This window comes from Ruegeria sp. BB9, from assembly GCF_056539345.1.
The window spans coordinates 1,083,682-1,095,376 of the sequence record NZ_JBQFUU010000001.1 but is presented as its reverse complement, the minus strand read 5'-3'; the positions used below and the strand labels follow the sequence as shown (position 1 = coordinate 1,095,376).

Below are 11,695 nucleotides of genomic sequence, written 5' to 3'. Positions count from 1 at the left end.
GGAAACCTCAGCGATGGGCGAGCAGTTGGCGGGCGACGATCACGCGCATGATCTCGTTCGTGCCTTCCAGAATTTGATGCACCCGCAGATCGCGCACAAGCTTTTCGATGCCGTAGTCGGCCAGATAGCCGTAGCCGCCATGCAACTGCAGGCACTGATCGACCACTTTCGATCCGGTCTCGGTCACGAATTTCTTGGCCATCGCGCAGAATTTGGTGGCGTCGGGCGCGCCCTGATCCAGCTTCCATGCGGCCTGACGCAGGAAAGTGCGGGCGGCCTGCAGTTCGATCTCCATGTCGGCCAGCCGGAATTGCAGGGCCTGGAACTGATCGATTGTCTGGCCGAAGGCCTTGCGTTCGGACATGTATTGCAGCGTCATATCCAGCCCCGCCTGCGCCGCGCCCAGCGAGCATGAGGCGATGTTCAGGCGCCCACCGTCCAAGCCCATCATCGCGTATTTGAACCCGTCGCCCTCGGTCCCGACAAGGTTTTCGGCCGGAATCTTGCAGTCGTCGAACTGGACCTGCGCGGTGGGCTGGCTTTTCCAGCCCATCTTCTGTTCCAGTGCGCCGAAGCTGAGGCCCGGTGTGCCATCCTCGACATAGACGGTCGAGATCCCCTTGGGCCCGTCGCCGCCTGTGCGCACCATGCAGACATAGGCATCGGAATAGCCGCCGCCCGAGATGAAGGCCTTGGTGCCGTTCAGCGTATAGCCCTCGTTGGTGCGCTCGGCCCGCGTCTTGAGCGCGGCCGCGTCCGAGCCCGAGCCCGGTTCGGTCAGACAATAGCTGAGCACCGTGTTCAGGCTGAGAACGTCGGGCATGATGCGCGATTTCAATTCATCGCTTGCAAAGCTGTCCAGCATCTTGGCGCACATGTTGTGGATCGACAGAAAGGCCGCGACCGAGGGGCAGGCCATCGACAGCGCCTCGAACACCAGCGTGGCGTCCAGACGGGTCAGGCCCGAACCGCCGCTTTCCTCGGACACATAGAGCCCGCCAAAGCCCAGTTCGCCGACTTTGGGCCACAGATCCTTGGGTATGGTGCCCTCGGCCTCCCACTGGCGGGCGAAAGGTGCGATCTGTTCTTGCCCGAACGCGTAGGCCATATCGAAAATGGCCGTCTGTTCCTCGGTCAGCGCGAAATCCATGGCCGGTCTCCCCCTTGTGGCGACGTGAATTGAACGACTGTTTATTTATTGCGCAATCCTTACAGAAATTTTTCACGCTGAGCAAACCCCGTGATGCACGTGCGCCGGATTTGGGTGATTGCCAAAAGGCGGTTATGCTGAGCCATTCGTTTTATTGATTGATCGGAGTTGTGGATGTCGAATTACAAGATGGCCGTGGTTGCGATACACGGAATGGGCAGCCAGTCGGTCGGGCCGAACCAGCCGTCCTCGGTGCCGACGTTTTCGAGCGACTTGCACGACCGGGTGGGGCGGCAGTTGGGGCAGGACATGAGCAAGGTTGCCTGGCACGAGGTGATCTGGGCGCAGATCCTGCAGGGGCGGCAGATGGCCTATCTGAACAGCATAAGCCCCTATACTGGCTATGACCGCACGCGCCGTTTCGTAGTGTGCAACCTGTCCGACGCGGCATCCTATCGCCCGACTCCCGACGGCAGCGACAAGACCTATGCCGCGATCCATGAACGAGTTGCGCAAGTGATACGCATCGTCCGGTTTCAGATCGGCGAGCGTGCCCCCATCCTGATCGTCGCCCATTCCCTGGGTGGGCATATCATGTCGAACTACATCTATGACCTTCAGCGCCATCTGCGCCACGGTGGATTGCCGCAGCACGGTGTTCCGGTGGAAGACATGCAGACAGTGGCCGGGCTGGTCACGTTTGGCTGCAACATCCCGATCTTTCTGTTCGCCTATCCCGAACAGGACATCACGCCGATCCAACGCCCCAACCAGGAATTGCCATTGACCCTGCAATTCCATAACTGGTGGCAGAACTATTATGACAAGCACGACGTTCTTGGCTTCCCCCTTGGACCGATCGCGCCCAGCTATGGGCAGCTTGTCGGAACGGGTGAGATCACCGACCAGGCAATCCGGGTCGGTAACATCTTCACCGGATGGAATCCGTTTTCGCACAATGGGTATTGGAAAGCCCGCAGCCTGTACGAGCCCGTGGCCGACCGGATCAGACAGATCCTCAATGCGGTGTGAGAGTCAGAGATCAGCGTGGAATTCGTCAATCAGGTGCCGGACCACCGCCTGGCCCGGATCGTCGCCATTGGCCAGCGCTTCGGCGTGAACGCGACGCTGTCGCGTGGCTGAGGTGCCGCTCTCGGCGATCTGACGCAAACGGGCCAACTCGGCCATGGTGCCCAATGCTTCGGCATCTTCGGCCAACATGCCCATCAACTCCCCCATCAGGTCGGGCATCGGCTTGATCGAGCGGTCTCCGAAGTCGATAAGCCCTTCACCCACACCGTAGCGCTGCGCTCGCCAACGGTTTTCGCCGATCAGGAACCGATCATATTGCCGCCAGCGCAGGTTGCGGTCTTTCAGACGGCAGAGCATTCGGGTCAATGCCTGTACCATGGCCGCCAGCGACAGCGCGTGTTCCATGCGAGGCTGCACATCCATGATCCGCGTCTCGAGAGTCGGATAGCTGTGCGACGGTCGGAGGTCCCACCAGATTTTCGAGGTATCCTCGATTACACCCAATTCGACCAGGACACCGGTGGTGCGCTCGTATTCGGACCAACTGCCAAAAATGGGGGGCAGGCCGGTGCGGGGCAGGTTGTCGAACACCGTCAAGCGATACGAGGACAGCCCGGTATCCTGTCCGTTCCAGAATGGTGAGGAGGTTGAAAGCGCCAGCAGATGCGGCAGGAAATAGCTGAGCTGTGGCATCAGGTCAGCTCGCAGCGCCTCATCCTCGACGCCCACATGCACGTGCATGCCGCAGATCAGCATCCGGCGGGCCACGCCGCCGAGGGCATGTTGCAGGTTGTCATAGCGTTCCTTGCGCGTATGATGCTGGTCTTTCCAATCTGCAAACGGGTGGCAGGACACGGCGATCGGTGCCATGTTGTGCTCGGCGGCGCGCTTGGCGACACCGGACCGCAGCCGCCTGAGGTCCTCTCGTGCGGATTTGACCGTCGTATGCGGGCGGGTTCCAACCTCGATCTGGCATTGCAGGAATTCCGGGCTGACCTGACCTTCAAAATCCGCCTGGCAGGCCTGCATCAATGCCTCGGGCGCCTGAGCCAGCTGCAAGCTGTCGCGATCGACAAGCAGGTATTCCTCTTCGATGCCGATCGTGAAATCCTGCTGCATGTGCGGGCCTCCCGTTCCCTTTTGGGATCAGTGAATACGGAATCCGCTCTTTTGCCAAGGCTTTGGCGCCATCGACCTTGCGCTGACCCGTGTGCCGACGGTAAGCACCCCAGAAGCCAGACAGATAATCGGAGCCGTGTGACGTGAAACCCAGGAAATTCCCGAAGCTCAATGCATTCTTGGACAGGTTCGGCACACGGTTGATCGACAAGGCACCCGAGCGGGATGAGCGGGCACGGCTTGAAGCATTCGAGCGGGTTGGCGGCCTGACCCGACCGGCCTATGCCCTGTCACCCGGGATGGAAGGGTTCGATATTGCCGAACTGGTCTCAGAATATACGGTCCATGCCGAAGCACTGGCTGCCTTGAAAGATCCTGAGCGGAACCAGACCGGCTACCGGATCGGCAACGGGTACTACGACAGTCCGGACGCCGACGCTCTGTACTTGATGATCCGGCGGTTCAAGCCGAAACGCGTCGTCGAGGTCGGATGTGGAAACTCCACCCGAGTGACCCGGCAAGCCGTTCTAGACGGCGGCTTGGAAACGCGGATCACGGCGATCGACCCGTATCCGCGCGCAGACATCGCGCATGTTGTTGATCAATTCGAACAAAAACGACTTGAAGAGGTCGACGCATCCGTGTTCGATCAGCTCGAGGCCGGAGACGTTCTGTTCATCGACTCGAGCCATGTCGTGCGCATGAGCAATGACGTAGCGCATCTGTTCTGCCGCATCATTCCGAACCTGAAACCGGGCGTCGTGATCCATGTCCACGATGTTTTTTTGCCCTATGAATACCCCAAACGGTTCTTCTACGACTGCCCGGGTTGGGGCGAGCAGTACATGCTGCACGCTTTGCTGCAATCTGGTTCTTTTTCAATGCTTTGGCCCGGTTTTTACCTTCAGCAGGCGCGCCCCGATGCTGTCGAAGCGTTGCCTTTTCTGACTGAAGGCCGCGCGCAGAGTATTTGGGTTCAGAAGCGGTAAAGCAGATTTTTTCGTGATCCGCTTTTTGAAAGCGCGCGTACCCCTTTCCATATCACGCTGGAGAGGAGACTAAACATGTTCCGTCGTACATTCATGGGTGCCGCAGCCGCCGTCGCACTCGCACTGCCGATGAAAGCCCAAGCCGCAGACATCGTGGACACCGCAGTTTCGGCCGGGTCGTTCAACACGCTGGTTGCCGCTGTTCAGGCCGCCGGTCTGGTGGACACGCTGAAGGGCAAAGGCCCCTACACGGTGTTCGCGCCCACCGATGAAGCGTTCGCCGCTCTGCCCGAGGGCACTGTCGAGACGCTGCTGATGCCTGAAAACAAAGATCAATTGGTCGCCATCCTGACCTATCACGTTGTGCCGGCAAAAGTGATGTCGGGTGACATTGCTGGTAAGCGCGCGAAGGTCCTGACAGTTCAGGGCGAACGTCTGAGCGTCAATGCCAAGAATGGTGTCAAGGTCGACGGAGCGAATGTTGTTCAGGCCGACATCGAGGCAAGCAACGGTGTCATCCACGTCGTCGACACGGTTCTGATCCCCGAGTAATCAAGCCACTCGCCACAAAATCAAAGCCCCGGTCGATCGGCCGGGGCTTTGTCGTTTCAAAGCAGTCTGACTTTTGTTCCGATCTGGACCAGAGGATACAGTTCCTCGACATGCTGGTTGTACAACCCGATGCACCCGGATGAACTTTGGCGTCCGATCTTGCGGGTGTCATGTGTGCCATGCACCAGGTAAGCCGGCCAGGACAGGTACATGGCGCGGGTGCCAAGTGGGTTGCCCGGATCTCCACCTTCCATGCGGACCGGCAGGTTGGGATCGCGCTCGCGCATCGATGCGGTCGGCGTCCAGCTGGGATTTTCCGCTTTGCGCACGACTTCGGTGTAGCCACGTTTGGTCAGCTCTTCGCTCATGGGAACCGAGCTGGGGTACAGTTTGTAGGTACCGTCAGGACCCCAATAATGCACCGCCCGGCTGGTTACATCTGCCAGCAAGCAGCCCACGCCCAGTTCATCGAAGTGATCCTGCCAGTCCTGCTTGGAAAAGGACGATACGTTGCGGCGAACGGGAAGCTGAGTACTGATCGCCTCTTCGCTCTGAGGGAAGGCGTCCTGGCTCTGCGCCCGCAAAAAGGTCGGCGACGCCAATACGGATGCTACACCCAAAAGGGCCGAGCGGCGGGAAATTCTGGTTGTCACGATGGCCTCCTGGCGACTGACTGCTCGAATTTCCGGCCAATTTATGCCGAGCAGAGAGGTGAAGCCAGAGGTCGGTGCTGAAATTCTCGTGAACGCGTCCAGACTTGCGCAGTTTTTTGCCAAGCAGAAGCGGTACAAGGCGGCGGTTGGCGGATTGGGTTTGCCTGCGGACAAAAAGGCCGCCCCAATTTAGGGCGACCTTTGTTCTTAAATTCAGTCTGTTAATCCATCGCTTTGAAGTTGAACTCGCCACCTTCTTTGATGCCCGACGGCCAGCGCGACGTCACGGTCTTGGTGCGGGTGTAGAACTTGAAGCTGTCTGGGCCGTGCTGGTTCAGGTCTCCGAACATGGATTTCTTCCAGCCGCCGAAGGTGTGGTAGGCCAGCGGCACCGGGATCGGGACGTTGATGCCAACCATGCCGATATTGACCCGGCTGGCGAAATCACGGGCGGTGTCGCCGTCGCGGGTGAAGATCGCGGTGCCGTTGCCGTATTCATGGTCCATCGCCAGCTTCAGCGCCTCTTCGTAGGATCCGGCGCGGACGGTGGACAGAACGGGGCCGAAGATCTCCTGCTTGTAGATGTCCATGTCAGGGGTGACATGGTCGAACAGGTGGGGGCCGACAAAGAAACCGTCTTCATAGCCCTGCAGCTTGAAGTCGCGGTTGTCGACGACCAGTTTCGCGCCCTGTTCCACGCCCGAATTGATCAGGCCCAGGATGCGTTCTTTGGCGGCGGCGGTCACGACCGGCCCCATATCGACGTCGTCGCCCGCGGTATAGGGGCCGACCTTCAGCTTTTCGATGCGCGGCACCAACTTCTCGATCAGCGCGTCAGCGGTTTCCTCGCCCACCGGAACGGCCACCGAAACGGCCATGCAGCGTTCGCCGGCAGCGCCGAAACCGGCGCCCACCAGCGCGTCGGCGGCCTGATCCAGGTCGGCGTCGGGCATGACGATCATGTGGTTCTTAGCCCCGCCAAAACACTGGGCGCGTTTGCCGTTCGCCGTGGCGCGCGAATAGATGTACTGCGCGATGGGGGTCGAGCCGACGAAGGACACACCCTGAATGATCTCGCTGTCCAGCAGTGTATCCACGGCTTCCCTGTCGCCGTTGACGACTTGGAACACACCTTTGGGCAGACCGGCTTCGACGAACAGTTCGGCCAGCATCAGCGGTACCGAGGGGTCACGTTCCGAGGGCTTCAGCACCACCGCGTTGCCGCAGGCCAGTGCAGGGCCGACATGCCACAAAGGCATCATGGCCGGGAAGTTGAACGGCATAATGGCGGCGACAACACCCAGCGGCTGACGCATGGAATACATGTCAATGCCGGGGCCGGCGCTGTCGGTGAATTCACCCTTCAGCATCTGCGGGGCGCCGATGCAGTATTCGATCACCTCGAGCCCGCGCTGCAGGTCGCCTTTGGCGTCGGGCAGGGTCTTGCCATGCTCGCGGCTCAGCGCCTCGGCCAGCTTGTCCATGTCGCGATGCATCAGGTGGACCATCTGCATCATCACGCGGGCGCGCTTTTGCGGGTTGGTCGCGCCCCATGCGGGCTGGGCTGCAGCGGCGTGTTCGATAGCTGCCGTGGTCTCGGCGGTGCTGGCCATCGGGCATTTGTACTGAACCTCGCCCGTGGCGGGGTTGTAGACGTCGTCAAATCGACCGGATGTGCCGGGTGTGTATTCGCCGTTGATGAAATGGGTCAGGTCTTGCATCGCAAACTCCTCCGCTGAATTTGCGCGCAGCATAGGCTTGCATAAATCTCATGAACAGAGGCAATATCCCAAAAGAGTTTTGCAAAAATGCAGGGATAAAGATGGATCCGAACTGGGATGACATGCGCGTATTCCTGGCGGTTGCGCGCGAGGAAAGCCTGTCTTCGGCCGGGCGGTTGCTCAAGATCGACCCGGCGACAGTTGGGCGGCGGGTTTCCCGGTTGGAATTGGCACTGAAAGCGCCGCTTTTCACGAAGTCACCGCAGGGCTACGTACTGACCTCGGCCGGAGAGCGACTGTTCGAGCACGCTCAAGGCGCTGAAGAGGCGATGCGCGCAGCGGCTGGCGCGATGGAAGGCGCGACCAAGTCGCTGAGCGGTCAAATCCGGATTGGTGCTCCGGACGGAAGCGCCAACTATCTGCTGCCGCAAGTCTGCGCCAAAATCAGCGACTCGAATCCCGACCTGGACATACAGATCCTGGCCTTGCCGCGGATCATCAACCTGTCGCGCCGCGAGGCGGATATGGCCATAACCGTCAGCGCCCCGACGGCCGGCAAGCTGCTGGTGCAAAGGATCAGCGACTACAAGCTGCATCTGGTGGCAAGCGCCGACTATCTTTCGCGGCATGGTCCCATTCGCTCGGTCGGTGACCTGAAGGGTCACCGCATGATCGGTTATATCCCGGACATGATCTTCGACCGCGAGCTCGATTACCTCAACGATCTGGGTATTGATCGTGTCCCACTTGCATCGAACTCGGTCTCGGTGCAACTGCGGCAAGCCTCGCTGGGTACCGGGGTGTGTATCGCGCATGACTTCACGTTGCCATTCCATCCTCAGCTGAAAAAAATTCTGACGGATCAAGTCAGTCTGACGCGCAGCTTTCACCTGGTTCGCCATCAGGGTGATCAACGCAACGAACGGTTGAACCGATTTGCAGATGCGCTCAGCCGGGGAATTCGCGACGAAGTTGCGCGGCTGGAAGCCGAAGCCCAAGCTTGACAGGCTGATCTAATCGGGCAACGCTTTGGAAAACGGGAAAATTATTTCGGAGGTATTGCCCATGCTTGTACAGGCCATTCTGAAGTCCAAGTCGACGGACGGGGTTGTGACGGTGGCGCCTTCGATGACCGTGTCCGACGCGGCAAAGATTCTGGCCGATAAGCGCATTGGTACTGTGATCGTATCGGAGGACGAGGGCGAAACCGCAGCCGGCATCCTCTCGGAACGCGATATCGTGCGGGAATTGGCCGCCAGTGGCAGCGGGTGCCTGACACAGCCGGTAAGCGCCTACATGACCAAGAAACTGGTGACCGCCACCCAACAGGACAAGGTGCAGGACGTTCTTGCTCGCATGACCGAAGGTCGGTTCCGCCACATGCCGATTGTCGAAGATGGCAAACTGATTGGGATCGTCACTCTGGGCGACGTCGTAAAAGCGCAATTGTCCGAACTGGCCATGGAAAAAGATGCCCTGCAGGGCATGATCATGGGGCACTAGCCCCATCTGACGACATTGCGGCCTCTTGCAGCTGCGGAAAACTTGTGTTTGCTTGCGCAGAAATTTTCTTGCTCAGGAGGGCGCGATGCGGGTTGGATTATATCCGGGAACCTTTGACCCCATCACCATGGGTCATATCGATATCATCCGCCGGGCAGCCATGCTGGTCGACAAGCTGGTGATTGGCGTCGCGATCAACCGCGACAAGGGTCCGTTGTTCTCGCTCGAAGAGCGGGTGGCCATGATTGAGGCGGAATGCGCCTACCTGACCGAACAGACCGGCACTGAAATTGTTGCGCATCCGTTCGAAAACCTGCTGATAGACTGCGCCCGGGACGTAGGGGCGCAGATCATCGTACGCGGCCTGCGTGCTGTTGCCGATTTCGAATATGAATTTCAGATGGTTGGGATGAACCGGGCGCTCGACGATTCTATCGAGACCGTGTTCCTGATGGCCGAAGCTCGACACCAGGCGATCGCCTCGAAGCTGGTCAAGGAAATCGCCCGGCTGGGTGGGGACGTGTCGAAATTCGTCACGCCCCAGGTCAATATCGCGCTGAAAGAGCGGTTAGGCTAGCGCGCCCATCGCGGCAGCGGTGTCCAGCATCCGGTTCGAGAAACCCCACTCATTGTCGTACCAGGCCAGAACGCGAACCAGCGTGCCGTCGGTCACTTTGGTTTCGGCCAGCGACACGGTCGAGCTGTGGGAATCGTGGTTGAAATCGATCGAGATCAACGGGCGGGTTTCCGCGGCCAGAACGGTCGGGATCTTGGCCGCTGCCTCGGTGAACAGGGCGTTGACCTCGTCTTCGGTGGTGGGGCGCGATACCTCGACCACGAGATCGACGACCGAGACGTTGGGGGTGGGAACCCGGATCGCTTGACCGGTCAGCTTGCCCTGCAGTTGCGGCAGAACCAGCCCCACAGCCGAGGCGGCGCCAGTGGTGGTCGGGATCATTGACAGGGCAGCCGCGCGCGACAGGTACGGGTCCTTGCCGGCGGCGTCATGCACCGGCTGGCTGGCGGTATAGGCGTGCACCGTGGTCATGTTGCCGTGCACGATACCCAGGCCAGCATCCAGCGCGGCAGCGACCGGCGACAGGCAGTTGGTGGTGCAGGATGCGTTGGAAACCACGGTGTCGGCGGCGGTCAGCTCGTGGTCGTTCACGCCGAACACCACGGTTTTAACCTCGCCATCCCCGCGCGCCGGCGCCGAGATCAGAACCTTTTTCGCGCCGTTCTTGAAATGGCGAGATGCAGCTTCGCGCGTGCGGAACACGCCGGTGCATTCCAGAACCACGTCGACGTCCGACCAATCAAGCGCCTCGGGGTCGCGCTCGCTGGTCAACCGGATCGGGCCGGCGCCTACGTCCAGCCCGGCCTCGGTCAGGGTGACCGGCTTGGTGTAGCGGCCATGCACGCTGTCGAACTCAAACAGATGCGCATTCATTTCAGGCTTGGCGAGGTCGTTGATCGCGACGATCTGCACATCCGTACGACCGCTTTCCATCAGTCCGCGCAGGACACCGCGCCCGATCCGTCCAAATCCGTTGATTGCAAGTTTGAGTGTCATGTCGCGCTCCGTCTGAATGGCCGCTAAGCCGCGATTGAAATCAGTTAGCGCTAACAAAGGCAGTCAGGCGAAAATGTCAAGCAAAACCTCTGTCAGCGCCAGAACGCGACCCAGTCGAGAAAGTCGTAGAACTTCTTGCCGAGGAACAGGAGGTGCTCGGTTCCAAACAGCGCGAAATCCAGCATCAGACCGCCAAGGATGAGGACTCCCAGCCAGATCGCGATTTGGTTTGTCATTGCTGCTCCGAACAAAAAAGCCCGCCCAGATAACCTGAGCGGGCGAAGCGGTTCAAGCGGTCTTGATGAGATCAGTTAAGCCGCCCCATGGCGACGGCCACATCGGCCATGCGTACCGAGAAGCCCCATTCGTTGTCGTACCACGCCAGCACGCGGACCATGCGGCCGTCCACGACGCGGGTCTGTTCGGGCGCGAAGATCGAGCTTTCCTCGGTGTGGTTGAAGTCGGTCGACACCAGGGGGGCGGGTTCATAGCCCAGGACGCGCTGCATCGGCCCCTTGGCGGCCTCGGCGACGATGGCGTTGACCTCATCGACGGTCACCTCGCGCGCGGCGCGGAAGGTCAGGTCGACGGCCGACACGTTCGGCGTGGGCACGCGAATGGCCGAGCCGTCCAGACGCCCCTTGAGGTTCGGCAGAACCTCGCCCAGCGCCTTGGCAGCACCGGTGCTGGTGGGGATCATCGACATGGCGGCGGCGCGGGCGCGGTACAGGTCGCTGTGGCGGCGGTCCAGCGTGGGCTGGTCGCCGGTATAGGCGTGGATCGTGGTCATGATGCCGTTTTCGATGCCGATGCCTTCGTCCAGAACCTTGGCAAGCGGGGCAAGGCAGTTCGTGGTGCACGAGCCATTCGACACCATCCTATCGTTGGCGGTCAGGCTGTTGTGGTTGACGCCGAACACGATCGTCTTGTCCACATTCTTGCCTGGAGCCGACAGAAGAACCTTCTGTGCGCCACGTTCAAGGTGCGTATTGGCCTTCAGCCCGTCGTTGAACTTGCCGGTGCATTCCAAAACAACGTCACAGCCTTCCCAGTCCAGCTCGTTCATGTCGTAGGTCGAGAACATCTGCATAGGCCCGCGACCCAGGTCCATCGTGTTGCCGCTGATCGAGACATCGCGCGGAAAGCGGCCGTGGATGCTGTCGTATTTCAGCAGATGCGCCGAGGTTTCAAGCGGCCCGGTGGCGTTGACCTTGATCACTTCGATATCGTTGCGGCCTGACGCGGCGATGTGCGACAGGGTACAGCGGCCGATGCGGCCAAAACCATTGATGCCGACCTTGATGGTCATTTGACGTCTCCAAATCCGCTTGTGTTCCGGGCGATATAGCGATGATCGGCCCATCAAAAAAGATAGAAAATACCATATTTGCAATGTGTTAGCG

13 protein-coding genes are annotated in these 11,695 nt (G+C 60.0%); 6 read left to right on the top strand and 7 right to left on the bottom strand.

Annotated features, from left to right (window positions below; translation table 11 throughout):
- Positions 1 to 7 precede the first annotated feature (7 nt).
- On the bottom strand, positions 8 to 1,150 hold the full coding sequence (locus ACR0FC_RS05510) for an acyl-CoA dehydrogenase family protein (RefSeq protein ID WP_170338796.1): 1,143 nt from the start codon (positions 1,148 to 1,150) through the stop codon (positions 8 to 10).
- Positions 1,151 to 1,324: 174 nt separating this feature from the next.
- On the opposite strand from ACR0FC_RS05510, the gene ACR0FC_RS05505 reads away from it, so the two are divergent.
- On the top strand, positions 1,325 to 2,182 hold the full coding sequence (locus ACR0FC_RS05505) for a hypothetical protein (protein ID WP_170338794.1): 858 nt from the start codon (positions 1,325 to 1,327) through the stop codon (positions 2,180 to 2,182).
- Positions 2,183 to 2,185: 3 nt separating this feature from the next.
- Here ACR0FC_RS05505 and ACR0FC_RS05500 read toward each other — a convergent pair whose 3' ends face one another.
- Positions 2,186 to 3,301, bottom strand: coding sequence for a carboxylate-amine ligase (locus ACR0FC_RS05500; RefSeq protein WP_170338791.1), 1,116 nt, complete (start codon positions 3,299 to 3,301; stop codon positions 2,186 to 2,188).
- Positions 3,302 to 3,444: 143 nt separating this feature from the next.
- Here ACR0FC_RS05500 and ACR0FC_RS05495 point away from each other — a divergent pair, with 143 nt between their 5' ends.
- Together ACR0FC_RS05495 and ACR0FC_RS05490 are read left to right on the top strand one after the other, a co-directional pair.
- Positions 3,445 to 4,290 (top strand): class I SAM-dependent methyltransferase, encoded by an 846-nt coding sequence (locus tag ACR0FC_RS05495; protein ID WP_170338790.1) that lies wholly within the window; start codon positions 3,445 to 3,447, stop codon positions 4,288 to 4,290.
- Between the two features lie 75 nt (positions 4,291 to 4,365).
- Complete coding sequence (locus ACR0FC_RS05490; protein ID WP_170338788.1) at positions 4,366 to 4,842, top strand: fasciclin domain-containing protein; 477 nt, start codon at positions 4,366 to 4,368, stop codon at positions 4,840 to 4,842.
- A 56-nt stretch (positions 4,843 to 4,898) separates the two neighbouring features.
- Here ACR0FC_RS05490 and ACR0FC_RS05485 read toward each other — a convergent pair whose 3' ends face one another.
- Complete coding sequence (locus tag ACR0FC_RS05485; protein ID WP_437342513.1) at positions 4,899 to 5,495, bottom strand: L,D-transpeptidase; 597 nt, start codon at positions 5,493 to 5,495, stop codon at positions 4,899 to 4,901.
- A gap of 221 nt (positions 5,496 to 5,716) precedes the next feature.
- Positions 5,717 to 7,216, bottom strand: a complete 1,500-nt coding sequence (locus ACR0FC_RS05480; protein ID WP_170338786.1) for a CoA-acylating methylmalonate-semialdehyde dehydrogenase — start codon at positions 7,214 to 7,216, stop codon at positions 5,717 to 5,719.
- 101 nt (positions 7,217 to 7,317) lie between these two features.
- Here ACR0FC_RS05480 and ACR0FC_RS05475 point away from each other — a divergent pair, with 101 nt between their 5' ends.
- The 3 genes from ACR0FC_RS05475 (at position 7,318) to coaD (ending at position 9,296) form a co-directional block, all read left to right on the top strand.
- Positions 7,318 to 8,220: a LysR family transcriptional regulator gene (locus ACR0FC_RS05475; protein WP_170338784.1), complete on the top strand. Its 903-nt coding sequence runs from the start codon at positions 7,318 to 7,320 to the stop codon at positions 8,218 to 8,220.
- Between the two features lie 61 nt (positions 8,221 to 8,281).
- Positions 8,282 to 8,719, top strand: coding sequence for a CBS domain-containing protein (locus ACR0FC_RS05470; RefSeq protein WP_170338783.1), 438 nt, complete (start codon positions 8,282 to 8,284; stop codon positions 8,717 to 8,719).
- A gap of 85 nt (positions 8,720 to 8,804) precedes the next feature.
- The gene (gene coaD / locus ACR0FC_RS05465) at positions 8,805 to 9,296 is read left to right on the top strand and encodes a pantetheine-phosphate adenylyltransferase (RefSeq protein WP_093961954.1); all 492 of its coding nucleotides are present in this window, start codon (positions 8,805 to 8,807) and stop codon (positions 9,294 to 9,296) included.
- Here coaD and gap (ACR0FC_RS05460) read toward each other — a convergent pair.
- The 3 genes from gap (ACR0FC_RS05460) to gap (ACR0FC_RS05450) form a co-directional block, all read right to left on the bottom strand.
- The gene (gene gap, locus ACR0FC_RS05460; protein WP_170338782.1) at positions 9,288 to 10,292 is read right to left on the bottom strand and encodes a type I glyceraldehyde-3-phosphate dehydrogenase; all 1,005 of its coding nucleotides are present in this window, start codon (positions 10,290 to 10,292) and stop codon (positions 9,288 to 9,290) included. The genes coaD and gap (ACR0FC_RS05460) overlap by 9 nt on opposite strands.
- Before the next feature lie 92 nt (positions 10,293 to 10,384).
- On the bottom strand, positions 10,385 to 10,528 hold the full coding sequence (locus ACR0FC_RS05455; protein WP_170338780.1) for a hypothetical protein: 144 nt from the start codon (positions 10,526 to 10,528) through the stop codon (positions 10,385 to 10,387).
- A 71-nt stretch (positions 10,529 to 10,599) separates the two neighbouring features.
- A complete protein-coding gene (gap, locus tag ACR0FC_RS05450; protein WP_170338778.1) occupies positions 10,600 to 11,601 on the bottom strand; it encodes a type I glyceraldehyde-3-phosphate dehydrogenase in 1,002 nt (333 codons plus the stop codon).
- Positions 11,602 to 11,695 lie beyond the last annotated feature (94 nt).